This is a genomic window from Sorangium sp. So ce124, from assembly GCF_051525235.1.
Classification (GTDB): domain Bacteria; phylum Myxococcota_A; class Polyangia; order Polyangiales; family Polyangiaceae; genus Sorangium; species Sorangium atrum.
In genome coordinates, this window is sequence record NZ_CP150312.1 from 9,322,077 (window position 1) to 9,346,834 (window position 24,758).

20 protein-coding genes and 2 pseudogenes are annotated in these 24,758 nt (G+C 67.6%); 9 read left to right on the forward strand and 13 right to left on the reverse strand.

Annotated elements, in window-relative coordinates; translation table 11 throughout:
* Positions 1-408 precede the first annotated feature (408 nt).
* Positions 409-999: a Uma2 family endonuclease gene (locus WMF19_RS35000; protein ID WP_437901708.1), complete on the reverse strand. Its 591-nt coding sequence runs from the start codon at positions 997-999 to the stop codon at positions 409-411.
* Between the two features lie 551 nt (positions 1,000-1,550).
* Positions 1,551-2,168: a superoxide dismutase family protein gene (locus WMF19_RS35005; protein WP_437894332.1), complete on the reverse strand. Its 618-nt coding sequence runs from the start codon at positions 2,166-2,168 to the stop codon at positions 1,551-1,553.
* A 618-nt stretch (positions 2,169-2,786) separates the two neighbouring features.
* Between WMF19_RS35005 and WMF19_RS35010 the strand changes: the two genes are divergently transcribed.
* The gene (locus WMF19_RS35010; RefSeq protein ID WP_437894333.1) at positions 2,787-3,881 is read left to right on the forward strand and encodes a hypothetical protein; all 1,095 of its coding nucleotides are present in this window, start codon (positions 2,787-2,789) and stop codon (positions 3,879-3,881) included.
* Between the two features lie 87 nt (positions 3,882-3,968).
* Entirely contained in the window at positions 3,969-4,097 is a 129-nt protein-coding gene (locus WMF19_RS35015) for a hypothetical protein (RefSeq protein WP_437894334.1), read from the forward strand.
* A gap of 79 nt (positions 4,098-4,176) precedes the next feature.
* On the opposite strand, the gene WMF19_RS35020 is transcribed toward WMF19_RS35015, so the two are convergent.
* The 8 genes from WMF19_RS35020 to WMF19_RS35055 all read right to left on the reverse strand — a co-directional run bounded on the left by WMF19_RS35020 (position 4,177) and on the right by WMF19_RS35055 (position 11,881).
* Positions 4,177-6,159, reverse strand: coding sequence for a radical SAM protein (locus WMF19_RS35020; RefSeq protein WP_437894335.1), 1,983 nt, complete (start codon positions 6,157-6,159; stop codon positions 4,177-4,179).
* A 75-nt stretch (positions 6,160-6,234) separates the two neighbouring features.
* The gene (locus WMF19_RS35025; protein ID WP_437894336.1) at positions 6,235-6,834 is read right to left on the reverse strand and encodes a 2OG-Fe(II) oxygenase; all 600 of its coding nucleotides are present in this window, start codon (positions 6,832-6,834) and stop codon (positions 6,235-6,237) included.
* 53 nt (positions 6,835-6,887) lie between these two features.
* On the reverse strand, positions 6,888-8,171 hold the full coding sequence (locus WMF19_RS35030; protein ID WP_437894337.1) for a glycosyltransferase: 1,284 nt from the start codon (positions 8,169-8,171) through the stop codon (positions 6,888-6,890).
* A gap of 46 nt (positions 8,172-8,217) precedes the next feature.
* Positions 8,218-8,862: a hypothetical protein gene (locus tag WMF19_RS35035; protein WP_437894338.1), complete on the reverse strand. Its 645-nt coding sequence runs from the start codon at positions 8,860-8,862 to the stop codon at positions 8,218-8,220.
* On the reverse strand, positions 8,859-9,671 hold the full coding sequence (locus WMF19_RS35040; RefSeq protein ID WP_437894339.1) for a multinuclear nonheme iron-dependent oxidase: 813 nt from the start codon (positions 9,669-9,671) through the stop codon (positions 8,859-8,861). Before WMF19_RS35040 ends, WMF19_RS35035 begins: the two co-directional genes overlap by 4 nt.
* A 234-nt stretch (positions 9,672-9,905) precedes the next feature.
* Complete coding sequence (locus WMF19_RS35045; protein WP_272095172.1) at positions 9,906-10,079, reverse strand: hypothetical protein; 174 nt, start codon at positions 10,077-10,079, stop codon at positions 9,906-9,908.
* Between the two features lie 145 nt (positions 10,080-10,224).
* Positions 10,225-11,133: a JmjC domain-containing protein gene (locus tag WMF19_RS35050; protein WP_437894340.1), complete on the reverse strand. Its 909-nt coding sequence runs from the start codon at positions 11,131-11,133 to the stop codon at positions 10,225-10,227.
* A 124-nt stretch (positions 11,134-11,257) separates the two neighbouring features.
* Complete coding sequence (locus WMF19_RS35055; RefSeq protein WP_437894341.1) at positions 11,258-11,881, reverse strand: GNAT family N-acetyltransferase; 624 nt, start codon at positions 11,879-11,881, stop codon at positions 11,258-11,260.
* A gap of 110 nt (positions 11,882-11,991) precedes the next feature.
* On the opposite strand from WMF19_RS35055, the gene WMF19_RS35060 reads away from it, so the two are divergent.
* From WMF19_RS35060 to WMF19_RS35070, 3 genes and pseudogenes are all read left to right on the forward strand, one after another.
* On the forward strand, positions 11,992-13,437 hold the full coding sequence (locus WMF19_RS35060) for a PLP-dependent aminotransferase family protein (RefSeq protein WP_437894342.1): 1,446 nt from the start codon (positions 11,992-11,994) through the stop codon (positions 13,435-13,437).
* A gap of 73 nt (positions 13,438-13,510) precedes the next feature.
* A pseudogene (locus tag WMF19_RS35065) lies at positions 13,511-13,677 on the forward strand (malonic semialdehyde reductase); the annotation flags it as partial.
* Positions 13,678-14,050: 373 nt separating this feature from the next.
* Positions 14,051-17,524, forward strand: coding sequence for a Kelch repeat-containing protein (locus tag WMF19_RS35070; protein ID WP_437894344.1), 3,474 nt, complete (start codon positions 14,051-14,053; stop codon positions 17,522-17,524).
* 464 nt (positions 17,525-17,988) lie between these two features.
* On the opposite strand, the gene gmd is transcribed toward WMF19_RS35070, so the two are convergent.
* A complete protein-coding gene (gmd, locus tag WMF19_RS35075; protein WP_437894346.1) occupies positions 17,989-19,032 on the reverse strand; it encodes a GDP-mannose 4,6-dehydratase in 1,044 nt (347 codons plus the stop codon).
* Positions 19,033-19,248: 216 nt separating this feature from the next.
* Here gmd and WMF19_RS35080 point away from each other — a divergent pair, with 216 nt between their 5' ends.
* A complete protein-coding gene (locus WMF19_RS35080) occupies positions 19,249-19,374 on the forward strand; it encodes a hypothetical protein (protein WP_437894347.1) in 126 nt (41 codons plus the stop codon).
* 265 nt (positions 19,375-19,639) lie between these two features.
* Positions 19,640-21,139, forward strand: coding sequence for a sugar transferase (locus WMF19_RS35085; RefSeq protein ID WP_437894348.1), 1,500 nt, complete (start codon positions 19,640-19,642; stop codon positions 21,137-21,139).
* Positions 21,140-21,274: 135 nt separating this feature from the next.
* Here the strand turns inward: WMF19_RS35085 and WMF19_RS35090 are convergent.
* Together WMF19_RS35090 and WMF19_RS35095 are read right to left on the reverse strand one after the other, a co-directional pair.
* Positions 21,275-22,077 (reverse strand): annotated as a pseudogene (locus WMF19_RS35090) (IS5 family transposase).
* 182 nt (positions 22,078-22,259) lie between these two features.
* On the reverse strand, positions 22,260-23,093 hold the full coding sequence (locus tag WMF19_RS35095) for an IS701 family transposase (protein ID WP_437894349.1): 834 nt from the start codon (positions 23,091-23,093) through the stop codon (positions 22,260-22,262).
* Between the two features lie 131 nt (positions 23,094-23,224).
* Here WMF19_RS35095 and WMF19_RS35100 point away from each other — a divergent pair, with 131 nt between their 5' ends.
* Positions 23,225-23,716, forward strand: a complete 492-nt coding sequence (locus tag WMF19_RS35100) for a hypothetical protein (RefSeq protein ID WP_437894350.1) — start codon at positions 23,225-23,227, stop codon at positions 23,714-23,716.
* Positions 23,713-24,750: an IS3 family transposase gene (locus WMF19_RS35105; protein ID WP_437894351.1), complete on the forward strand. Its 1,038-nt coding sequence runs from the start codon at positions 23,713-23,715 to the stop codon at positions 24,748-24,750. Before WMF19_RS35100 ends, WMF19_RS35105 begins: the two co-directional genes overlap by 4 nt.
* The last annotated feature ends 8 nt before the right edge of the window (positions 24,751-24,758 follow it).

Below are 24,758 nucleotides of genomic sequence, written 5' to 3' on the forward strand. Positions count from 1 at the left end.
GCTGAGCCCTCGTCCTCCCGCGCCGCATGGCCGGATCCGGTGCCGTGAGTCCGCGGATCATCGATCCGACAGCGCCCGGGCGGGGCGTTTAGCTCGATTCATGAGCGTTTTTTCTGGATCCTGGGTAGATCAATCTGGTTCCCAGAGTCGATTCTCTCGATGTGGCTTTCGATCACCTGGATCCTAGAGAATTAATTCTGAACGGAGCTTTCATTTAGCCAGGATGCAGAGTTAATTTTCTAGATTCCGCCTAGATTTAGTCAGTTTCCTGGCTGAGATGCGTCGGTGCCGCTGATCCCGGGGCCCCGCCAGGCCAGCGCCGAGCCGCCGCCCAGCTGACCGACCACGACGAGATCCGCTCCAAGAGCGTCGAACAGAATCTCCCGTCACCACGCAATCGAGGAGCTACTACTTCGCCCAGAGGACCGAGAGGTCGAGCTCGATCGCCTCGAAGGGGGCGACGCGAACGCGGGCGGCGTCGCGGTGGATCGGACCGCGCTCCCCGCTTCGACCGGACACGAGAGAGAACACCTCGATCGTGCGCGCGATCGGGTCGACCAGCCACGCGTACCTCACGCCCTCGCGCGCGTAGATCGGCATCTTCTCCGCGCGGTCGACGTCCTCGGTCGACGGGCTCAGGACCTCGCAGATCCAGTCCGGGGCGAGCGCGAAGTGCGCCGTCTCGGGCAGCTCGGGCATGCGCTCGCGGCGCCAGCCGGCGAGGTCGGGCACGAGCGCGTCGATCTCGCCAGGCGCCATCGGGTCGGGGAAGTGCAGCTCGGGCTCGTCCAGGATCCACCAGCCGCCCGGGCCGCCCTTGCCATGGTCGAACGGACCGGTCAGCTCGGCCCCCAGGCCCGAGCTTGCGCGCGCGTGCCGCGGCGCCGGACGGGGGAACACGTGCAGGGTGCCGCGAACGAGCTCCGCCACCTTGTTCGGCGGGACGGCCTCGAGGTCGGCGTACGTGGCGCGGCGCTGCTTCTCGGCGGGCTCGCCCATGGGCGAAGCCTGCCCGGGGCGGGACGGCGGGGCAAGGCGGGGCAACGTGGTGCGCAGCGAACCCTTGCGGCGCAGGACGGTGCTCTTCAACGCTCGGGGCTCCGGGTCGCCTACGGCGCCCTGCGCCCCGAACCCACAGTACGGCGGTCCTCGGTTGGGTGAGCGGCCTGGAACGTCGGTCGGCTCGCCGAGCGCGGTGAGGAAGCGGGCGATGTTGCTCGGCGCGGTGATCATGGCGACGAGCTTCATCCTGCCCTTGCAGGCCGGGCACTCGAGGACATCGATCGCAAACGTGCGGCGCAGACGCTCGGCGCGGGTCGTCGACCGCCCGGTAGCCGCCCCGCTTGCGTCTGCTCTCCGTATCGGACGTCGTCGAGCGCACCGTCACCCTCCGCCGTCAGGAGATCACGGGGATGCCTCCGAAGTAGAGACTCCGAGCGTCGCCGGCGGCTTGTCGCACGCACGCCGCGCGCCGGCCGGGCCCAGAAGGAGCGAGCCGGTCGGAGGGGGATGCGCCCCTGGAGGCCCGGACGGAAGCGCTGCGCGGAGGGTTACTCCAGCTCGATGAGCCCGCAGGCGATGCGGCCGCCGGCTTGCGGGTCTGCCGCGGCGTGCACCACGATCGCGTACTTCGTCACGTCGGTGGCCTCGTCGCCACCGACGGTCCAAATATCGGTCCCACGCTTGACCCTATGCGTGCCCTGGCCAGCCTCATCGCACTTGAAGCTGCCGAGCCCTTCGCCGTTGGGGATCCAGTGGGCGCCCGCAGCGTCACCGTTGTTCTCGCAACTCTTGTTCTGGTGGATGTGAGCGGAGTGCTCGCCGGCAGGGCAGCCGGACACCGTGATGGTGAGCGTCACCTCCTCTCCGGCCTGCGTGAACGTCGCAGTCCCGGTCAGACCGCTCGAGTTCAACCCCTGGAGCTCCGCCTCGGCCCGCAGGGACTCGCCGCCGCCACTCCCGCCGTCGCCGCCGCCGCTTCCGCCGTCACCGCCGCCGCTTCCGGACGCAGCGGTGCTCGTCGAAGCGTCGCCGCCGCCCGAGCCGCTCGCGGCCGACGTGCTCGCGCCGCTGCCGGAGCCAGCGGACGACTCACCGTCATCCCCGCACGCGGCCAAGAGAGCACTGGCACCAAGGGCGAGCAACGAGAGCTTCAACCATCGTGACATAAGTCTCCTTTCCTCAGCGCGACCCGAGCGGGCAGGCAATCGCCCCCGGATGCGGCCAAGCCATCGAGGGGACCAGTATGTCCCAACACGGCAAGCGTCCAAGCAGCTTTGCTACAAAAATCACGCATCGATCGACTTTTTCGGCGGGGGAATTGCGCTGATGGTAGAAAGATAGGGTCCTGCTTCCCGAGCTCGGCGCTTGAGCTCGCCGTGAGCGCTATCCAGGCTTGAGCGCCCCGGTGAAGGAGGCTGTCCTGGCAGCGAGGCGATCGCAACCTGCGCCGCCCAGCGATAGCGCATAGGTAAAGGAGGCGCCCGCCGCAGTACCGGCCGAAGATCCCGGTGTCGATGGTCTCGGGGCTCGGAAGGCTGGCAGGGTTCGGCCAGCTCGTGTCGTCGTCGCGATCGACGACCCCGGCGGCCAGGCATGCCCCGCTGCGCTCGTCGATGCCCAGGTCGCAGGCTTCGCCGGTCTGATTGCCGTTCAGGTCGAGGATCGAGCGAGCGAGCCGATCTCACCGGCGTGGTGCTCAGACAGCGTCAACCCGCAGCAGGATTGACCTCGCGGACGCCAGGTTCCTATGATGCCTGGCCCCTGAAAATTCAGGAGGGCCATCCATGACATTCATCACGCTGGCACATTCCTCGGGCAACCGCCCGCCTCTTTACGTTCGACCTCTCGCCATCGAACTTCTATTACAAGAGGAGAAGGGAACGCTCCTCAATGAACTTCATGGGCGACGCTACCTGGAAATTCGATCGGTCGAATCCTTGTTGAACGCCATCCAAGGAGACGACCCATTCGCAAAAATTCCATTCTCAAAGAACTCGATACACACATGGGGACATATTCGCCTCAGCGCAATCGAGTACATCACGAGCATCAACGACGCAGCGACGGTCCACACGTCAAGCGGCCGAGATTACATGGCCGCAGAGTCGCCGAGCGAGTTGATGGCCAGGTTCCCCGACGAGACATTCGATTGCATGCACAGCAACGAGGGACAAGTCATTCACTTTCGTCGCGAGCGATTGCTCGGAGCGTCTCCCCTCGAAGACTCGTCCACCTACGTTTACACCTTCGACAGCCGGGAGAGCGCGCACAGCGACCAGCTCGAGCCGAACTGGACGATGAACATGACAGTCGCTCAGGTCAAAAGCGGTCGAGCATTCTTCCGGGCGAACCGGATAAAAGGATTCCGGACGGACCGAAGCGGAACCATTGAATTACACGGCGCAGTCAAGCTTGCAGGCCTGCCGGCCGAGGCTGTGCTGAAAGCGTGCCCGATCGCGCATCCGGTGTCTTTCGCGCAATGCGCCGCCGGACAAGGCGGATCGGAATATCGATACGACTGGGTGCTGGATCGGGACACGATCGACGCGATTGTCCCGAGAAATCCGGGGTTGGGCCTGGACACCCACATCGGCACCCCATTTCTAGGTCTCGACACGGTCGATCCGATCGACAAACTCATAGCTCAGCTTGACTTGACGCCATTCATTCGATTGACTCGCAACTCGGACGGACGCGGCACGAACGTTCCATCAGACTACAACAGGCAGCATCCGTGGGCCTACTATCGTCCGGAATCTATTCTGGCCATGGAAGCGAGAGGCCATGGAACAGCAATCACGACGAGCACCCATTCGCACGTCGTCGACGAGACACCGGAGGAAGTTCTAGGCTCATTCATCTACCCAGAAAAGCGATAGAACGTTCTACGCATCTGGCAGAGGCAATAGGATCATCGATCGCCTTGCACGCCGCCATCGTCCACGATGGGATTGCGGCGCTGGCGCGTGCCGAGCAGGGATCGCGCGAAGGCGGTTTACACGACCATCGAGATCCACGATCCCAGGAACGCCGACGGCTCGCCCGCGGAGACGGACGGCATCATCTCCGCGTCGGTGCGCCCCGAGACCGACTGACAGGCCCGCCGGGCGGTTCGGGCGTGGCGCATCGCCCCCGCGGGGCGCCGGCGCCACCGGCACGAGGATTCCGCTGCCATCATATCATCGAGAGTCGTCTCGCCTGCGGCTTCGCCTCCGTGGGCCTCATCGCCTCCGTCTCCCGGCTTGCCGATGCCACGTAGTGATTTCGGAGCAATTCATCCCTGGGTCTCAGCGCCAGGGAGATGAAGTGGCCTTCCACCTCGAGCGCGAGGCGCCGCTCGACGAGCTCACCGAGCAGCCGCAGGACCTTTTCCTGCTGGAGCCCGGCGGCCGCTGCCGCTCGCCCTGGCTCCATGCCGGCGTGGCACAGATCATAGATGCACGCCAGCTCCCCATCGAGAACCGTCTCGACGAGATCCCCGGAGCGCTCGTCCCTGATGAGCAGCTCGCCCGGGCTCACCCTGTGGACTTCCATGGCCGGGATCCCACGCTTCCACTGGACGTGCTCCTCGTACCACCCGGCAAAGCTACGCCAGCCTTCCATCACCCCGGGCTCAAACCATCCCTCGGGCGCGGAGTAGCCGTAGTATGGCACGAGGAATCGCTCGACGCCCTCCAGTCCTTCCAGATAGGTATCGGGCCTGAGCCGCGCCATCTCATCAGGACCGAGCTGGTTGAAGAGAGGGCTTCCATAAGACAACGTATAATCCGACAGGCTGTAGCTCCCCAGGTGAGGCGTCTCCTCGATGATCCGCTGTGTCTCGGCGATATCATCCATCGTCGAGCGGGGGTGCCCGATGATCAGGTTCGAGAGCGAGCGGATGCCCAGCTCCTTCAGCCACTTTTGAACGAGGATGTTCTGCCGCGCCTTGGTCCCCTTGTTCATTCGTCGGATCAGGGACGAGGACAGGGACTCGATCCCGACCTGAGCAGCGTCGACCCCGGCCAGGACCAGCTTTGTCCAGAATCTTTGAGGGTGGTGCGCCCGGAGCTCCATCGTCGCCGGAATCTGGATGTTGAGCCGTATCAGCTCATCGGCATAGCCCTCCGCCCACGTGTCGCAGACGTTGTCCATGAACAGGATACGTCGCACCCCGTAGCGCTTGATCATAGCCAGCACATCCTTGACGATGTCCCCCGCGAGCCGCTTTCTGAAGCCCTCCCAGTTGACGTTGATGCCGCAAAAATCGCACCTGGCGAAGCATCCCCGGCTGCCCTCGACGGGAAGCATCACGTTCTTGCTGAACGGTCGGATCGCCTCCGCGCCCCGGAACACCCTCCTGATGGCCCCGAAGTACTCCTCCAGATCCGGGACGCCGAGGTCCCGGATGGATGCGAGCTGCGAAGCGAAGTTCGCCGGATCTCTCTTGAAGAGATCCATCTGGTTGGTCTGGATGTCATAGATCCCCTGCACCTCGCCGGGGATGCTGCCGTGGAGACGCTCCATCTCGCTCAGGGGGGTGCGCAGGTAGGCGCCCGCGAGCAGCTCCAGCTTCTTCTCCCCCTCTCCGAGGACGCCAAACCCGCGGATACCTAGCCGCTTCAGCACGTCGGCGACGCTGGTCGCCGCCGCGCTCGCCCCGCCGAACACGAAGACGCACCTGTGATCCGGGTACCTCTGGCCCAGGTAGAGGGCGCAGTAAATGGACGAATAGACCTGGTTGTAATTGAGCGTGAAGCCGACCAGGTTCACGCCGTTCCGGATGAGCTCCGGCCCCAGCGCGGCGTCGATGTACCTGTGCGTCGCGCTCCTCAGGCGGGTCAGCGAGCGCTTCGTGAGCTTGACGCGACCGCGCTTCGGAGCGTTCACGATCGAGAGCAGCTCGTCGAGGGAGGGGGCCCCCTCGACGGACCCGCGCGGCCTGATGAACCGCTCCAGAGCGAGGAGGAAGTACGGGAACTCCCTGAACTCCGAGAGCTCGGAGTACAGGTCCGACTCGCCGGCGTCGAGGAACACCGAGCAGAATGCAGAGTATGTGTTGGTCGTGAAACGGCCGGGGAACGCGACATCGAGGTGCGCCTTCAGCGCGCCGAGCTGGACCGAGGGAACATAGACATCGGCCCACGGCATCGACACCAGGTGTGTCTTGATCCTCATGGCGACCCCTCATCGATTGAATTCGTGCTTCCCGTTCCGCGAATCGCCGCTCTCTTCCTGAACATAGCGCCTCGATCACGCGTCCCGCGGCCTGCTCGAGCGAACCTGCCGGGCGTCCTTCGCGGACGGCGTATACTTCATGGCCAGCGTGAACCGCGACACGGGGCACACCCTGCTCGGGATGCCCGCGCAGTGCCATGTCGCGCCCGGGAAGATCAAGACGCGCCCAGGGGCCGGCAGGACGGCCAGGTTGAAGGCCCCCGAGTCGTCGTAGAGCATCGTCTCTCCCCCCCATTCGCGGTCCCAGCGCGGGTTGGCGTAATACAGCACCGTCACCTCTCGGCGACGCGGCTTGCAGTCGACGTGCGGGTAGTTGACGTCGCCGTAGGACGTCTGGTTGACGTACGCCTTGTAGAGGTGGTGGGGCACGTCCGCGTAGCACTGCTTGATGAGACCGAAGACGTCCTCGTAGAAGAAGAGCGCCTTGAACGCCTCGAGGTCCACGAAGTGCGCCACCATCTTCGGGAAATGATCCGCGCTCGAGCTGAGCTGCCCTCGGTAGTAGACGTAGGACTCCGAGAGGGTCCGGTAGACCTGCTCGATCTTCTTCTTGCGGAAGAGGTGATCCACGAGGATGACCTTGCGTCCGTTGACCGTCGTTTCTTGTATCTTCATCGCCCGCGATGTCTCAGGGAACAGAGGCCAGCATCCGGGAGCGCCGTGAAGCCCTATGCGCCGACGAATCCATGGAACATGGTATGTAGATCCTCCATGTACTCGTCGAAATCCTCCCACATGCGCGAGAGGAGGAGGCCACGACGGCCGAGCTTCTCCGCCTCCCTGGGGTTGCGCGCGACCCATTCGAGCTTGCTGGCCAGGGCTTCGTGGTCCCTCGGATCCGGCACGAGGAGGCAGTTCTCTCCGTCCACGAGGCCCTCCTTGTAACCTCGTTTCTTGTGGATATCACCCGACAGGACGAGGCAGCTGCCGCACGCGAGCACCTCTCTCGGTACGCCCGGCGTGTGGTAGTCGATGAAGAAATCTCGCTCCAGGAAGCACGTCGCCGTGGTGGCGTTGATGAGGCTCGGGATCACCCAGTTCGGCATGAACGGGAGCAGCCAGACGTTCTCCTCCACCCGGTTTTCGCGGATGAACGCGGCGAGCTCGCGGCAGCTTTTCTCGGCGCCGCCGCACATCATGATCGCCTGGACGTCGACGCCCCGGCGCTTCACCATCCCCAGCGCCCGGATGAAGTCGAACATGCCCTTCGCATGATCGATCTTGCCGTACATCCCGAGCGTGGGGACATGGGGATCGAACGTCTTCGGGGCGGATTCGCGGAAGCACGCATGGAGCCAGTCGTTGCCGGCGAGCGCCTCCGCCAGGCGCTCGTTCACGTCGAGCCTCGGCGCGCCGGGGCGGAAGCAGTGCGTGGGGAGGGAGTCGGAGCCGAGGTGGTAGAGCCGCCTCTTCTTCACTCCGAGCCCCACGAAGAGGTCATCGAAGTGCTTCGCCGTCACGACCCTGTGCGCCCGCTTCAGGATCTCGGCGTAGGAGGTCCTCAGCCACGGCCTCGTCATCAGGACCGATATGTCGCTCCCCGCGTGCGCCAGGACGCAGGGGACCCCCGTCCATTGCGCCGCGAGAGATGCCGCCATCCCGTACGGTTCCAGGTAGTAGGCGTAGATCAGATCGCAGGCGTGCTCCCTGACGATGTCCGTCGCCATGGAGGCCAGCTTGGTCACGTACGGGTTCGCCCAGGGGACGTAGAGGTCGTACGCAGGGCGCTCCGACGAGACGCAGCGGACGGAGCCGCCGTTCGCGAAGCGGACGTGCAGCCGCCGCTTGTCGGATGGGGTCATGACCATCCGGCAATCTGCCTCTGCTTCGTCGGCGTTCGTGACGACCCAGACCTGATTGCCGCGCTTGGCGAGCGCATACGCCATCCAGTAGGTCCGGGTGCTGACGCCCCCTTGAATGGGTGGGAACTTGCTGATGATGCAGATCTTCATCGCGCAAATCTCCTCGCTGCAGGCGCAGGCGTGCCCGGCGTCCGCCTCAGCTCAGCTCACCTCTCAGCAGATTGCAGGGATCCTCGGCGGCTTGCTTCGAGAGCCGATGCGTCATCACGCTCTGCCTGTCGCGGGAGTAGTAGATCGCGTAGATGGATTCTCCTCTGCCCTGAAGGACGCTGATGCGATCGATGGCTGGATACAGGTCCATGACGTTCGAGGCGAGCTTCATGCAATAGAGGTGGCCGCTGTCGTGGATCCCGAAGCGGGAGGTGTCTACCTTGAGGCGCCCCGTGATCCGGGGCCGCGCCTGATGAAACTGCGCGAGGGCGACCGCCCGCTCCACCCTCAGGAGGTCTTTGTACAGACATGCGCCGTCCAGGCGCTCCGCCCATGAATACAGGACGCCGAAGATCTTCTTGATCATGGCTCCTCGATCGGTATCCATGCTGACTTGAGAATAGAGGCAGTCCCAGAGCCGCCGCCTCCTCGCCGTGAGCCTGCAGAACACCGGGTAATGGCTCTTGACCGAGCGCTGTATCGAAGCCCTGAACGACGCGGCGATGCTCGCCAGGCACGACTCGCTGTACTGGGATAGCTCGTCGCCGAGCGCGGCTCCCTCGTCAGGCCCACCCTGGACGAGGCTCCTCAGGTAGCGCTCCTGCCAGCGGGCGACGCTCGTGCGACTCATCGCTGGCACATCCGTCGAATCCGGACGAGATCATCCCACACCCTGGGGAGGTCCTTGAAGCGCGCCTCACGCTCCAGGATCACGGCCTCCGGGGTCACCCGTGCCAGAAGGTATTCCAGCAGCTCGAAGACGACCTGGGGGACCTCGTGATCGTGGCCATCATAATAGTAACCGTCGTGCGAGGTGCCTCCGGCGAGGTGGAGCTGCCTTATACGGTGCGCCGGCATGCGATCGATGAACGCCCTCGGGTCCAGCCCGTGGTTGAGCTGGTCGGCGTACAGGTTGTGGAGGTCGAGCAGGATGCCGCAGTCGGCCATCTCGACGGCCCGGGCAAAGAAGTCGTCGTGGGCGATCGTCGATCGCTTCAGCTCCCACATCGTGGCGATGTTCTCGAGCAGGAACGGCGCAGCGAGGCCCTCCTGAAAGAGCTTTATGTTCTCCACGAGGATCTGCAGCGTCTCGTCGGTCCGCAGCAGCGGCAGGTTCTTCTCGAGGTCGAAATCGCCGATCCGGCAGGACGTCATGTGATCCGAGCACCAGCGCGGGGCCAACCGATTGACGATGTCGCGACGCTGCCGCGCGTTGCGGTCGAGGCGATAGTCGGCGCTGCCCAGCGAGTTGCAGGCGAAATGAAAGCAGTACGACGTGCCGAAGTCGGAGAGTAGCCGCTTCATCTGGCCCCTCTCGAAGTGACTGTAGATGTATCGCTCCGGCTGTATTTCCAGGAAGTCGACGAGCCCCTCATCCCTGGCTCGCCACAGCAGGTCGTGAAGCTCCGGGTGGTAGCTCATGCCGATGTGAACAGCCATCGGATCACTCCCGTGAGGAGGCCGCTGCCGCGGGCGATGAGACGTTCCTCGGGTCCACGACGTCTGCCCGAGAATCCGTGAATCCGGCTCGCCCGTCGCCGTGCGACGACATGGGTCGGGATGGGCGAAATCGCGAGGTATGCAGGGGGAGTCCTTGCAGGCGGTCGTCCCCTCCGGGGCGTGTCGTGTCACCCAGCGGCCGGAGGGAATGGCGACACACCTCCAGCACTACGGCTAAATTTTGGTCTTCTTGCTCGGCGTCGGGTCGTGCCGGCAAACGTGGGCGCTGGCGGCGGGCTTCGGGATGCTGATCTTCCGCGTGATGGGCGTCGGATCATGTCGGCAAACGTGGGCGCTGGCGGCGGGCTTCGGGACGTTCACCTTCTTGGATCGGGGCGTTGTAGACATCCGAGGTCTCCTTGGAGCAGTGGGCGATGAGCAGTACGCGGCGGTGCAGCGGCCGCAGGAGAGGTGGCCCTCACAAGTTACCGACAATCCGCATCCGTCCGCAAGGAGAAGCGCCCCGCGCGAGCGGGCCCGGAGCTGGCCCCCCCTAGCTCTCTTCCCCGTCAGCCGGCTCGGTGAGGGACTGAAGCACCTCCGCTGCATCGATCTCGCGGAGCCGCTTCACCAGCGCGTCGACGCGGGGCGCGATCCCCTCTCGGACGGTTGCAGCGAGGTGCGCCTCCCCTGCGGGGCAGTCTCCCCGGAAGGTCAGGTCCTCGGCGCACTCCCGCAGCGCGTCAGCCACCATCACCTCGACGAGGCGGTGCCAGGTGATCCGGTGGATCCCGGTGGAAATGTGGAGCGAGGGGCCCCCGGCAGCGGTCGCCTCGTGGAGATAGCCGCGGGGGATGTACAGCGCTCCACCCGGCTGCATTTCGATCTCGCCCCAGCGCGGGGTCATCTCGCGGAGCTCGGCGGTGCGGCAGGCGTGGTGGCGGTGCAGCGGCGCCTCGAGGAGCGGCTCGTAGATGATCCACCGCTTGCGCCCCTCGAGCTGGAGCACCACCACGTCGTGGGTATCCCAGTGGCGGGGGAAGGTCTGCGCCCCGCCCGGCGTGAGGTAAAGGTTCGTGTTGGCCTGGGCCAAGAGCGCTCCGGACAGGGCGCTTGTGAGCGCACCGACGGCCGGGAAGCAGTCCTGCACCCCCGCGAGGAGCAGGCTACCCCCCTCCACCTCGAAGAAGCGCCGCACCCCCGCGCCGTCGAGCGCAGCGTCGGGCTCCGCCCGGAGGAAGCGTTTGGCGTCCACGTACTCCGACGTCGCGTCGATGAAGAACACCTTCTCGGGATGCACCCGGCCTTCCGCTATCGCGTCCAGCACCGCCTCGACGGTGGGCAGGTCGGCGAGCCCATCCCCGCCCTTCGGCGGTGAGGCGAGGGGCCGGCTCGGCGAGCGCCCGGAGGTGCGAGCGCCGCGGAGGAGATCGTCGAGCGAGCCGGGGATCAGCGACTCCATGGGGCAAGGCATGAAAAACGCCGCGGAGGACAGGAGACGCCAGGGCGGTCGTTCCTGTCAAGCACGGCCTGCCCGTGGGACCTCGGGGCAACAGTCCCTTCGCGCGCCTCCGCCGCGATGATCCTCAGCCAGCCACCCGCACCGCCAGCGTCGCTCCCTCGGCGCTCGCCAGCCGAGCCAGCAAGCGCTCCTTCACAACAGCCCATTCGCTCGCCAGGATCGAGAACAGCACGCTGTCGCGCAGGCTGCCGTCGGCGCGCCGCATGTGCGACCGCAGCACCCCCTCCCGGGTCCCGCCGATGCGCTGGATGGCGGCCTGGGAGCGCAGGTTGCGGACATCGGTCTTCAGCTCGATGCGCTGGCAGCCGAGTTGCTCGAAGCCGTGCGTCAGCTGGAGCAGCTTGGCTTCCGTGTTGACGCGGGTGCGCTGCCACGCTGGCACGATCCAGGTGCCGCCGACCTCGACGGACGGCAGCGCGGCGTCCACGCAGCGAATGCTGGTGCCGCCGATCAGCTCGCCCGTCGACGCGAGGCGGGTTCCGAAGGAGATGGCTTCTCCGCGGCTCTGCATCGCGAGCGCAAGGCGGATGACCTTCTCGACGTCGGCCGCATCGCGCATGGAGTAAGGGATGAACCGCCAGACGTCGGGAGCGGACAGCGCGGCCCGCTTGATCTCGGGCAGCTGATCTTCAGACAGGGGCTGGAGCACCACGGCTTCGCCGCGGAGCGCGCTCGGGGTGAGGTGCATGTGGGTTCTTTCCGGGAGGCCGACCCCACCAACGAGCCGCGCCTCCCCCGGATGTCTAGCGCAGGCTGGTTGCAGCATTTCGTCCAGATGTGTGTTTATACTTCGACCAGATGGGCTCCTCTCCGAAGCCGCGCAGCGCCGTCTCCCGCGACGGTCGGCGCACGCGCTGGGTGCCCGTCGCGCAGGCGCTGCGCCGGGCGCTGGCGAGCGGCAGCCGCGTGGCGGGCGAGCTGCTACCGTCCACGCGCGAGCTGGCGAGCACCTATGGGGTGCACCGGCAGACGATCATGGTGGCGCTGGACGCGCTATGCGCGGAGGGGCTGCTGTGTGCGGAGCCGCGCCGTGGCTATCGCGTCGCCCCGCCCGAGCCCGGGCCGCCTGCGCCGCGGCACGAGGAGCGCAGCGCTACGCACTACCAGTTTCGCGTCGTGCGCGAGCCCGGGCCGCCACCCGCGGCGCTCGGCCAGGTGCGGTATCCGCTGCACGCCGCGACGCCCGATCCGGCGCTGTTGCCCCTGCGCGAGCTTCGGGCATCGTACGCGCACGTGCTCGCGCGGCACGGCACGAGCGCGCTGCATGCTGCCGACGTGGACGGCAATCCCGCGCTCGTGCGGGAGCTGCTCGCCTACCTGCGGCGCGCGCGGGCGGTGCAGTTCGAGCGCTTGCTGGTCACGTGCGGCTCGCAGGAGGGCATCGCGCTCGCCGCGCACACCTTGCTCGGACCCGGCGACGTCGTGGCCGTGGAAGATCCAGGATACTTCCCCGCCTGGCGGGCGTTTCGAGCGGCGGGAGCCGAGGTGGTGCCCGTCGCGGTGGACGCGCGAGGCCTGCACGTCGGCGCTCTCGAGCGGCTGCTGCGGCGGCGGCGCGTCCGGCTCGTGTACGTGACGCCGAATCATCAGTATCCGACCACGGTCACGCTCTCGGCGCCGCGCCGCCGCGCCCTGCTCGACCTCACCCTCGCGCACGGCGTGCCCATCCTCGAGGACGACTACGATCACGAGTACCACTATCGCGGCGAGCCTCAGCCTCCGCTCGCCGCCAGCGCGTCGGCGCCGCACGTCCTGTACGTCGCCAGCCTCTCGAAGCTGGTCGCGCCGGGCGTTCGCGTCGGCATGGTGTGCGGCAGCAGCGAGGTGCTCGACGTGCTCGCGCGGCAGCGCCAGAGCACCGTCAGGGCGGGGGACGGCGTGACCCAGGCAGCGCTCGCCGATTGGATCGCGGAGGGAGGCTTCGAGCGCCACGTGCGGCGTGCCCGGCGCGCCTACGCCGAGCGCCGCGACGCCGCGCTCGAGTCGCTGGCGCGCGCGGCGCGGAAGGTCCCTCTCGAGGTCACGCCTCCCGACGGAGGCCTGGCGGTCTGGACGCTCTGGCCCCGGCACCCGATCGTGGAGCTGGCGCGCCGCGCCCTGGTACGCGGCGTCGCCGTCCTGCCGGGCCCGCTCGCCACCCTAGAAGCGAGCAGCGCGGGCATGCGGCTCGCTTACGGCCGGGTCAGCCCCGCGCAGTTCAGCGCCGCGGTGAGCATCCTTGTCGACGAGGCAAAGCGGATGTGATCGGTGGCTCCCGAGGCACTCACGCGCTGAGCTCCTGCATCTCCATACTGCGAGCCTACGGTTCGCTCGGTTCGACGTCGGCCCTCTCTCGGGGTTCGACAATGCGCTCGTCGACGAGCTCTTCTTCAAGGGCACCTCGCTGAAGTCGAACTTTATCTGCATGATCGGCCACGGAAAACCGGAAGGGCTCTACCCGCGCGGCCCCGGCTTGATTATGAAACATCAGTGAAAACAGCTTGAACTTCGATCTTTCGCACGCGAGCGGATCGACCCTCGGCACGTTCGGGCCCGCGCTGCCGCCCGGCGCCGGGAGCATCCGCGTGGGCTCGCCCGACGAGCGCGTGAAGGCGTGGAAGACGCAGCCGCGAGGAGGACGGCGGGCCGTAGCGCTGCGAGCCGCTCCGAAACGCACGGGGCGCGTCGCCCGCGGGACAGGCGTGCTGGCGAGGCCGGCGGTCATCCGGACATGCTGACGGCCTGCCGGCCGGCGACGCGATCGAGCGAGCGATCCATCACGCCTCGGATGACGTCATGTCCGACGCCATGGTGTCGAGCGACGCGGTGAATGTTCACGCGACCCCGCGCAACGAAGGCCGCGGAGGCCAAGAGGACCATGCGATCGAGTTGGAGGTTCGGAGCCGCCCTCATGTGCGGGATCGTGGCGCTGCCCGCGGGCGTCGCGTGGGCGGCCAGCACGCCGTCCTGGGAGGCCGTGCCCTCGATGATCACCCCGCGGGCCGAGCACTCGGCCACGGTGCTCCAGGACGGCCGCGTGCTCGTCGTGGGTGGATTCACGGAGGTGGACGACGGGTCGCCGGACGCAGCGCGCACGGCGGTGGGCCTCGCGGCGGTCGAGATCTACGACCCCGCGACGAGGACGTGGTCGCCTGCGGCGCCGCTCTACCAGGGCCGGCACGGTCACGCGGCCGTCCTCCTGCCGAACGGCCAGGTCCTCGTGGCGGGTGGCCGGATCAGACGCGAGCAGAGCGGGACAGAGCTCAGCTCGGCGGAGCTGTATGACCCGACGAGCGACACCTGGACCACGGTGGGGTACCTGGCCAAGCCCCACCCCGCGCCCTCGATGGTGCTCGTCGACGGCAGGCCCGTGCTGGTCGGCATGGCCTGGTCCAACTCGCTGTTCATCGACGAGCTGAACGCGGCCGTCTACGACCCGACGTCGCGCTCCTGGACGCCAACGGCCTTGTGCCGCGAGTCCACGATCAACCCGGTGAGCGCGACGCTGCTCCACGACGGGCGGGTGATGTCGGTCGGGAGCAGCTGCAGCATCTATGACCTGGAGACCCGGCTGTGGACCAACGAGCGCAGGCCTGTCCTGTCAACGTCGAGGTACAGGTACCCTGACGCGATGACGCTCGCGAGCGGCGGTGTCCTCGTCACGGGAGGCACCCTCTCCGGTCCCGACCCGGCGGTCCACGCCTTCTCGCAGGTCTACTTCCCCCAGGAGGACCGCTGGGCGGCGACGTCCGGGTCCTATGCTCCGGCCTCGTCGTGCGGGACGGCCCCGAGCTCGAGCAGCATCCGGGGGACGCGCACATCGCTGCTCCCGAGCGGGAAGGTGCTGCTGACCGGAGGCATGGAGACCTGCGGCACGTACACGTTCTACGGGACGAAGGCGCTCTTCGACGAGGCGTCCCTCGCCTGGTCGAGCCTCGACCTGGAGTCGCCGGTCACCCTGGCGCGCGCGTTCCACTCCTCGACGCGCCTCGAGGACGGCAGCGTGCTCATCGCCGGCGGGTACGTCGGCGCCACGACGCCGACGGCGTCGGCCGTGCTCTTCCACGAGCGCTCGCCGCTCGGCGCGGGCTGCGCGACGGACAGCGACTGTGGCAGCGGCTCCTGCGCGGACTCGGTGTGCTGCGACGTGCGCTGCGACGGCCCCTGCGACGCCTGCGCGGCCGCGTCGGGCGCATCGCAGGACGGCGCCTGCACGCCGGTCACGGGCGTCGCCTGTGACGACGCGGACGCGTGCATCGCGGGCGGCGTCTGCGAGGCGGGCGCGTGCGTCGGGGGCGCGGCGGCGCCGGACGGGACGCTTTGCAGCGACGGCGACGTGTGCTCGACGGCGACCGCCTGCGTGGACGGCGCCTGCGTGGGGTCGAGCCTCGCTGTGTGCCTGCCCGCCGACGAGTGCCACGAGGCGCCGGCGTGCGACCCCGCGGCCGGGTGCGCGGCGCCCGGACCCGAACTGCCGGACGGCACCCCCTGCGCTTTCCCGGGCGCCGAGGATCGGTGGCAGGAGACGGCGCGGATCGACGCCTCCATCCTCCCCGGGTTGCAGACCACGGTCCTCCTGGACGAGACGGTCCTCGTCATCGGCGGGGCCCCGGTGCCCGGCCGGAACCAAACTCAGCGTGTCTGGACCCGCTACGATCCAAGCACGGGCGCGTGGGCGGCGACCAAGCCGATCGACGGCCTGCGGAGCGCGCAGACACCCACATTGCTTCCGGACGGGACGGTCCTGGTGATCGGCGACAGCCCGTTCGTGAGCACCGACTTTGGCCCTGCGCCGACGAGGCGATTCGACCCGGCGACGGGCGTGTGGACGCCGGCCGCGTCCACGGTCGCGCCGCGCTTCTTTCACACCGCCACGCTGCTTCAGGACGGCCGGGTGCTCGTCGCCGGCGGCGACAAGCCCGGCGGTGCCGGTGGTGTCCTGGTCGAGGTCTACGATCCGGTCGCCGACACGTGGACCGCGAGAGCGCCCATGAACGTCGCGCGCCAGAACCATTCGGCGACGCTGCTCCAGGACGGCCGGGTCCTCGTCGCGGGCGGCGCTGACGGGTATCCCCCCGAGAGCCCGGATCACCACCTGACGAGCGCGGAGATGTACGATCCGGCGACCGATACGTGGACGCCCGTCGCCTCGATGCGCTGGGCTCGCATGCGGCACACGGCGACGCTGCTTCCGGACGGCCGGGTGCTCGTGGCCGGAAGCTGGGGTACCGAGAGCGGCAAGACGGTCGAGATCTACGATCCTTCGAGCGATACGTGGACCTCGGCGGCGGAGATGACCACGGCGCGGAGATCTCCTGGAGCGGCGCTCTTCGCCGACGGTAGGGTCATGATGGCGGGCAACTCGCATGACGAAAGCGATGGCGCCCTCGCCGCCGAGCTCTACGATCCGGCGAGCGACACCTGGGCGCTCGGGCCGGCGCTGGACGTGATGGTCAACGACCACGCGACGGCGCTGCTCAACGATGGCCGTGTCCTGATCGCCGGCGGCAACGCCGGTTCTGTGGTCGCGCCTTATCAGAAGATCGACCATGCGTGGCTCTATGTCCCGGCGCAGCCCGCGTCGCGCGGCGCGTGCCAGGCGGGCGCCTGCGTGCCGGGTGGAGGCGGCGCAGGCGGAGACGGCGCGGGCGGCGGTGCCAGCGGCGGGGCGGGCAGCACGGCCACAGGCGGTGACGGCGGCGGCAACAGCGCTGGCGTCGGCGGCGACGCGACAAGCGGCGGCGGCGACCCGACCAGCGGCGGCGGCGACCCAACCAGCGGTGGCGGCGACGGGACCAGCGGCGGCGGCGACCCGACCAGCGGTGGCGGCGGCGACCCGACCAGCGGTGGTGGCGGCGGCGCGAACAGCGGTGGTGGCGGCGACCCGACCAGCGGTGGCGGCGGCGATCCGACCAGCGGTGGCGGCGGCACAGCCACAGGCGGTGGCGGCGGCGCGAACAGCGGTGGCGGCGGTAGCGCCACCGGCAGTGCCAGCGCAAATGCAAGCAGTGGCGCCGGCGGCGATGCGACCAGCGGCGTCAGCACTGGCGCAACCGCCGGTGGCGGTGGCGAAGGCGGCGCTGCCACCGGCGGCGACGGCGGAGGTGCCAGCAGTGGAGTTGGCGCCACATCCACCACGACCGCCGCCGGCGGCGATGACGCCAGCAGCGCCGGCACCGGCGCAACCGGCGCGCAGAGCAGCGGCGGCGGCGACCTCCCGAGCGCAGGAGGGGGCGGCGGCTGCCGCATAACGCCAGGCAGCCAGGGCGCGCCGGCCTGGCTGCTCGCCCTCGGGGCGCTCGCCACCGCGCGGCTGCGCAGGCGCCTCGCGAGGTCCAGCCGATCCACCTGAGTGGCGGCCGGCTATCCAACCCGGGTTGTTCCCCTGGACGGCTCAACCCGGGTTGGCCATCCGTCGAGCGCATCGTTGGACGGACGGCCGGCGGCGAGGGAAACCGCGCGGCGGGAGACATCGGCGTCGAGACAGAGCGCCTCGCGTCACCCGATGCCGGGTCGACATCGACTGGCACCAGGAACGATGAGCCGCACAGGAAGGAGCCGGCGTCCCCTTCCCTCTTCCTTTCCCGCGCCGCGCCGTTCCCACGCCGCGAGACACGCGACGTTCAGCTCCTCCGACAGGTATCGACGCCGCCAACAGATCCACCACACAAGCTCAGGGATCTCGACACATGCCCTGGATCGGCTCGGCGGCTCTTCGACGGCGCCGCGCTGCGCGTGCTGCCGCTGGGCGTGCCCGAGGCGATCGTGCCGCGAGTCCCGCGGCGGCGAGCAGCGCCAGGGCAGGGGCAGGAACGATCAGGCTCCCCCCGCCAGTCTGTCCAAATCCGCCCGCATCATCATCTCCACCAGCTCGGGGAAGCCGACCTTGGGCCTCCAACCCAGTTTGGTCCGGGCCTTGGTCGAATCCCCCAGGAGGAACTCCACCTCGGCGGGACGGTAGAACTTGGGGTCCACTTCCACGATCACCTTGCCGGTCTTGCGGTCGCGCCCGATCTCGAAATCGCGCTCGCCCTCCCAGGCGATGTCAAACCCGGCGATGGGGGCGGCCTGCTCGATGAACTCGCGCACGGTGTGGGCCTCCCCGGTGGCGGCCACGTAGTCGTCGGGCTCGGGCTGCTGGAGCATCATCCACATCATCTCCACGTAGTCCTTGGCGTAGCCCCAGTCGCGCTTGGCGTCCATGTTGCCAATGCGCAGGGTGGGCTGGAGGCCGGCCTTGATGCGGGCAAGGGAGAGGGTCACCTTGCGGGTCACGAAGTTCTCGCCGCGGCGCGGCGACTCGTGGTTGAAGAGGATGCCGTTGCTGACGTGCATGCCGTAGGACTCGCGGTAGTTCTTCACGATCCAGAAGCCGTAAAGCTTGGCCACGCCGTAGGGCGAACGCGGGTAGAATGGGGTCGTCTCGGTCTGGGGCGTCTCCACCACCTTGCCGTAGAGCTCCGAGGTGGAGGCCTGGTAGAAGCGGGTGTGGAGCTTGTTGCTGCGAATGACCTCGAGCAGGCGCAGCACCCCGGTGGCGTCCACGTCGGCGGTGAACTCGGGGCAGTCGACGGACACCTTCACATGGCTCTGGGCCGCCAGGTTGTAGATCTCGTCGGGGCGCACGGCGGCGACCACGCGGTTGAGGCTGCTCGAGTCACCCATGTCGCCGTAATGGAGCTCGTAGACCTTGCCCGCCTTGCGGGCCTGGTCGCGCACCTCCTCGATGCGGCTGCGGTTAAATAGGGAGGTCCGGCGGATGATGCCATGGACGTCGTATTCCTTCTCCAGAAGGAGCTCGGCCAGGTAGGAGCCGTCCTGGCCCGTGATGCCGGTGATGAGCGCGGTTTTTCGACCCATGTTTCCCCCTTCGTGCGCGGGAAGTGCCGTTCCCGCGAAGGCCAAAAAAATAGCAAAAAACGCGCGCCATTGGCATCGGGGAAGCCCTTTTACAACCCTTCGGCCCCCATTTAGATCCGCTCGGGGCGAAGGACGCTGCGCTTCAACGCTCGGGGCTCCGTCCCGCTTGCGTTCGGGAGCGGGCTCGTCGGTGTGGAAGCGCGTCCTTGTCGATGCATGCTCGAGATCGAAGAGCCCGCGCCGTCGCAGGGTGCGCACCATGCGCCGGACGGCGTCCTCGAGCACCCGTCCAGGTGCGGGCGCCGGCGCTCGCTCGCGCTGTCAGCGCTCGGCGCCGGCTGATCCATGCAGGCCGTTCGGCCATGAGGCGCGCGGCCGCGAACGGGCGTGGTCGCCCCGCCGCGACGAGCCCCAGCCTGCTGAGAGACAGTCCGACCTCGACGAACCGCAAGCTCTCCGGCTCGAGAGGTCACGAGCGTCAATCGACCCGGCGCGGGCGAGCCGCGATTCACGCCTTCGCTCCCTTTTCGACCTCGACGCTTGTCGATCACGGTTCCAAGCGCAATAGCTCTGTCGCACATCCGGTGAGACCTGACCCCGCAATCATGTGTCATCCAAGGGTGCGAGCCGACTTTCCTGCTATACCTGGCAATACACATCGGGTCATTTGCCCGATTATCCAAAGACCCAACATGACTCTGGTCTGAGGTATTCGATGGCTTTTCGCAAGCAGACAGCGGCTCTGGGGGGAGCGCCGACGCTCACTCTCGCAGCAGACTGCGCAGTCCTGGTCCTTGCATCGATCGCTTCGTCGGCGACGGCCGGAGGTGTCGTCCACTGGGGCTCTGTCGTCACGATGGCACCGATAGCGCTGGCGGGATGGCTGCTCGGCAGCCGCATCCTGCACCAGTACGACGTCTTCAAGGCGCAGGGCCTTGCGGGCGATTTGGTCCTCACGTCCGTCTTGGTGCTCGCCGTCGCGTCCATGCTCGCTCTCTTCAGGGCGACAGTAGATGGGTACGCCGCGGATGCGACGCTGAAGCACTTCCTCGCCGTGCTCTGGTCCGGCACGCTCCTGCTCCGCATCACGCTCCCCGGGGGGCGGGGGCTAGCCAGGAACGAGCCCAACGACACCCTCGTCATTGGCGTCGGCCCGCTCGGCCGCCACACCGCCCGTCAGATCCGCGCTCGGAAATCGTCGCGCGAGGCGATCTGTCACCTCGCCTTCGTCGACGAGGTGAATAGCGGTCGAGTCGATGGTCGAATCCTCGGGACGAGCGACGACCTCGAGCGCATCCTGCGGGAGCGCGTGTTCGACGAGGTGTACATCGCGGGCAACTCGCTCCGGCACGGCAGTGCGATGCAGGCCAGCATCCGGGTGTGCGAACGGTTCGGGATACCCTTCGCGCTTCCGGCCAGTCATTTCCGGTTCGATCGGGCGCGCCCGGCGGACGCCCGCGCCATCTCCGATGGCTACGTGCACTACCTCAGCGTGGAACACAAGCCCTACCAGATGGCCGTCAAGCGCGTCCTCGACATCCTCGTATCGAGCTGCTTGCTCGTCCTGCTCTCGCCGTTGCTCCTCGTCGTTGCGGCGCTCATCGCGCTGACCTCGCCAGGTCCGGTCCTATTCCGGCAAAAACGGGTAGGGCGCTATGGGCGCACATTCGAGATGCTCAAGTTTCGCTCGATGGTGGTCAATGCAGAGGCGCTGAGGTCGAGCTTGATGACGAGGAACGAGCAAGCCGGGCCTGTGTTCAAGATCAAGAAGGACCCGCGGGTGACGCGCGTCGGCAGCATCCTTCGCAAGTACAGCATCGACGAGCTTCCGCAGCTCGTCAACGTGCTGCGCGGCGATATGGCCCTCGTCGGGCCGCGCCCGCCGCTTCCCAGCGAGGTTGAAAAATACGAGGCCTGGCAGCGCCGGCGCCTCTCGGTGCGTCCCGGCCTGACGTGCGTGTGGCAGGTGAGCGGTCGCAACAATGTCTCGTTCGAAGAGTGGATGTACCTTGATATGCGGTACATCGACCACTGGAGCATAGCGGAAGACATCAAGCTGATCCTGAAGACTGTCCCGGTCGTGATTGCCGGCCGCGGCGCCAGCTGAACCCTGGCCGCCCCGACCCGCCCCGCGCGGCGCGGCGCGCAAGCTCGCCGCGCCCAACGTCGCGCGGAAGGTCCTCTGGCACCTCGTTCGCGATCGCCATGCCGGCCTTGGCGCGACAATCTGGATTTAGAGCGCCTAACAAAAGCCCGTCGGGATATGGTTGAGGCAGATCACGCATACGGCGAGCAGGAGGAACGCTCGGTGAATGTCGGCACGGCGCTCATACCGCACCGTCAAGCGGCGGAAGCGCCGGATCCAAGCGATCGTCCGTTCGACGACCCAGCGATAACGGCCGAGTTTCTCCGACGACTCGATGCCCTTGCGAGCGATGCGGGGCACGATGTGGCGCAGATGACAAGCCAACCGCAGGGCCGGGTCGTCGTAGGCCTTATCGGCATCCAGTTTCTTAGGGCGGCGCCGCGGTCGGCCGCAAGGACGCGCGATCGGCGGCACCGCGTCCACCATAGAAGTGAACATCCTCGAGTCATGGACGTTCGCCGGCGTCATCTCGACGGCGAGCGGGATACCATTCCGATCGACCAGAATGTGATATTTCGTGCCCGGCCGGCCGCGATCCGTGGGGTTCGGGCCAGTTTTTTCACCCCCCTTTTTGCCGGAACCAGCGAGGCATCCAGCGCAGCACGCTCCCAGTTGATCCTATCGGCTTCGCCGAGCTCATCGAGCAAGACCTCGTGGAGCCGATCCCAAACGCCAGCCTGCTGCCAGTCGCGCAACCTGCGCCAGCACGTCATGCCGCTGCAGCCGAGCTCTTGCGGGAGATACTCCCAAGGGATCCCGGTCTTGAGCACGAACAAGATACCGGTCAGCGCGATCCGATCAGGCGTACGCGGCCGGCCCCCCTGCGGCTTCGGCTCCGTTTTCGGCAATAGAGGTACGATTCGTTCCCAGAGTTCGTCTGGCACCAACAGCTTGCCCACGCTGTATTCTGCCGCACCATCGGCTTCCCTCAAGCAAGCGGGGTGAACGAGCTTTTGTTAGGTGCTCTTAGTACTACAGTTGTACTTACGGCGGCCGAGCGCCACGGCGCCGGTAGTGACAGCGGCGCGCCAGCGCCTGATGATGCCGCCGCCACCAGGACCAGCGCAGGACCGCGTCGGGGTCAACCGGCGCGGTCCACTGCAGCGCCCAGAGCAGACGGCGCACCTCGGGGACGGTCAGCGGGATGAGCGCGGCAGACTGGCCCCGCGCGGCCGATTTTTTTCCCCGCGGGCGCCTCGGAAGCAGCCCGCTGGACCGTCAGGAATGCGTGCGCAAAGAGCGCGAGGGTGATGTGACGGTACCAGCCCGTGAAGCTGCGGACCTCGTAGTGATCGAGGCCGACCTCGCCCTTCGCGCTCTCGAAGCACTCTTCGATCGACCAGCGGCTTCCCGCGGCACGGACCACTTCAGCTGATGGGGTAGTTTTCGCGGCGAAGACCGCGTAGTACGCGACGTCAGTCGGGTCAGCAAGGCTGCGGCGGAACAGGATGCCGCGTTGCCAGCGACGCGACTTCGCTTCGGGAAAGCGGGCGAAAGCCCAGTCATAGGTCCGTGGTCCCTTGGCCCCGTCGCCCGCGCTGAGGCGGTGCCAGGCATCCGCAGGCACCTGCTGCAGAAGCTCGCTCACGGGGATCTGGCGCCATTCGTTCCAGATCCGATGCTGGCTCGAGACGGCAAGCACGTACGGCTGTTCTCGTTCCTCTAGCCAGCGCCGCACCTTGCTGTCATCACCATAGACCTCGTCGCCCACAACCCAGGCGGCAGGCACGCCTGCTTCCAAGGCCCGCTGCAGCATGTGCAACGCCAGCTGCGGCTTGGTCGCAAACGTCACGTCCTCGGGCACACCTGCGCGCTTACAGCGCGCACGGTCCTCGGTCCAGGACGCCGGCAGGTACAGGGCCCGATCGAGGAAGGTACGTCCGCGTGGCGTAGCGTAGGAGAGAAAGACCCCCACCCCCTATACGTCAGGGAAGATGTCGCCTCCTCAGGCCGGCAGTCCGGCCCGAGGTGCTCGGGAGATCGTGACCAGGGCGAGGTTGGAGAACTCGCTTGAGACCGCCGTATTCGAAGTCTTTTCGAGAGAAGATGGTTCAGCGGATGGTCGGGCCCGGCGCCCTGACCGCCACGCAGCTGGCCAAGCAGATCGGCGTCACGCAGCCGACCCTGTCGAAGTGGCTGCGCGAGGCCCATCGTGCCGCGATGACCACCAAGACCAAGGCGCCGGAGCCACCGGTTCCCAGCGGCCAGCCGAAGACAGCCGAAGACAAGATGCGCCTGGTGCTCGCTGCCGAGCAGCTCGCGCCCGACGAGCGGGGCGCCTTCCTGCGACGCCAGGGCGTGCACGACAGCGAGCTGGAGGTCTGGCGCGCCGCCATGCTCCAGGCGCTCGGCGCTCGCCCTGCGCAGGGCGGCGGGCCCAGGCCCGCCGACCAGCGTCGCATCCGCGAGCTGGAAAAGGAGCTGGGCCGCAAGGACCGCGCCTTGGCCGAGACGGCGGCGCTGTTGGTGCTCGCAAAAAAAGCCGAATCGCTCTGGGGGGACGGGGAAGACGGCACCGACGACAGGAGCGAGAAGTGATCCTCGGCATGGTCAGCGACGCCGTCGCCCAAGGGGCGCCCGAGACCCAGGCCGCCGCGCTGCTCGGGCTCAGCGCTCGCACCCTGCAGCGCTGGCGCGAGCAAGACACCGGTGACGACCGGCGGCTGGGGCCCAAGAGCAGGCCGCGCAACCAGCTCAGCGACCACGAGCGCAAGGTCCTCCTCGCCACGGTCAATGCGCCCCGGTTCCGCGACTTGTCGCCCAGCCAGATCGTGCCGCGCCTGGCCGACGAGGGCCGCTACATCGGCTCTGAGTCGACCGTGTTGCGCATCCTGCGCCATGAGGGGCAACTGACGCACCGCGGCCGTGCCAAGGCACCGGTGCGCACCGAGGTGGAGGAGCACATCGCGACCGGCCCCAACCAGCTGTGGAGCTGGGACATCAGCTACCTCAAGACCACCGTCCGCGGCCGCTTCTACTTCCTGTACCTCATCGTCGACATCTACAGCCGGCGCATCATGGGCTGGGCGGTGCACGAAGAAGAGTCGGGCGAGCACGCGGCCGCGCTCTTCCGTGCCACCTGCGCCGCCAGTCAGCTCGACCCCAAGGGCCTGGTGTTCCGCTCCGACAACGGTGGCCCCATGCGCGGCTCGACCCTGCTCGCCACGCTGGACCAGCTCGGCGTGCGCGCTTCCTTCAGCCGTCCCGGCGTCAGCGCCGACAACGCCTTCTCCGAGGCGCTGTTCCGCACCGTGAAGTACCGGCCGGACTATCCCGCCCCCTTCGACTCGCTCGCGCAGGCGCGCGCCTGGGTCGGCGCCTTCGTGACCTGGTATAACGGCACCCATCGCCACAGCGCGCTGCGCTTCGTCACCCCCGACGACCGCCATCGCGGGCGTGACGCTGCCCTGCTCGCGGCCCGCGCGCGCGTCTACGAGCGAGCCCGGCGGCGCCACCCCGAGCGCTGGTCGGGCGAGACGCGCAACTGGACGCCGGTTGGCGCTGTCCGCCTGGGGCCGCGCAAACCCGACGAGCTCAGGGGACTTTCAAACAAGGAGGCGCTCACAGCGTGAGTGGAGGC

Bases quoted from the DNA above. Each gene is read 5' to 3' on its own strand.
- WMF19_RS35000 (WP_437901708.1), bottom strand. From the start codon at position 999: ATGGGCGAGCCCGCCGAGAAGCAGCGCCGCGCCACGTACGCCGACCTC.
- WMF19_RS35005 (WP_437894332.1), bottom strand. From the start codon at position 2,168: ATGTCACGATGGTTGAAGCTCTCGTTGCTCGCCCTTGGTGCCAGTGCT.
- WMF19_RS35010 (WP_437894333.1), top strand. From the start codon at position 2,787: ATGACATTCATCACGCTGGCACATTCCTCGGGCAACCGCCCGCCTCTT.
- WMF19_RS35020 (WP_437894335.1), bottom strand. From the start codon at position 6,159: ATGAGGATCAAGACACACCTGGTGTCGATGCCGTGGGCCGATGTCTAT.
- WMF19_RS35025 (WP_437894336.1), bottom strand. From the start codon at position 6,834: ATGAAGATACAAGAAACGACGGTCAACGGACGCAAGGTCATCCTCGTG.
- WMF19_RS35030 (WP_437894337.1), bottom strand. From the start codon at position 8,171: ATGAAGATCTGCATCATCAGCAAGTTCCCACCCATTCAAGGGGGCGTC.
- WMF19_RS35035 (WP_437894338.1), bottom strand. From the start codon at position 8,862: ATGAGTCGCACGAGCGTCGCCCGCTGGCAGGAGCGCTACCTGAGGAGC.
- WMF19_RS35040 (WP_437894339.1), bottom strand. From the start codon at position 9,671: ATGGCTGTTCACATCGGCATGAGCTACCACCCGGAGCTTCACGACCTG.
- WMF19_RS35045 (WP_272095172.1), bottom strand. From the start codon at position 10,079: ATGTCTACAACGCCCCGATCCAAGAAGGTGAACGTCCCGAAGCCCGCC.
- WMF19_RS35050 (WP_437894340.1), bottom strand. From the start codon at position 11,133: ATGGAGTCGCTGATCCCCGGCTCGCTCGACGATCTCCTCCGCGGCGCT.
- WMF19_RS35055 (WP_437894341.1), bottom strand. From the start codon at position 11,881: ATGCACCTCACCCCGAGCGCGCTCCGCGGCGAAGCCGTGGTGCTCCAG.
- WMF19_RS35060 (WP_437894342.1), top strand. From the start codon at position 11,992: ATGGGCTCCTCTCCGAAGCCGCGCAGCGCCGTCTCCCGCGACGGTCGG.
- WMF19_RS35070 (WP_437894344.1), top strand. From the start codon at position 14,051: ATGCGATCGAGTTGGAGGTTCGGAGCCGCCCTCATGTGCGGGATCGTG.
- gmd (WP_437894346.1), bottom strand. From the start codon at position 19,032: ATGGGTCGAAAAACCGCGCTCATCACCGGCATCACGGGCCAGGACGGC.
- WMF19_RS35080 (WP_437894347.1), top strand. From the start codon at position 19,249: ATGCTCGAGATCGAAGAGCCCGCGCCGTCGCAGGGTGCGCACCATGCG.
- WMF19_RS35100 (WP_437894350.1), top strand. From the start codon at position 23,225: ATGGTTCAGCGGATGGTCGGGCCCGGCGCCCTGACCGCCACGCAGCTG.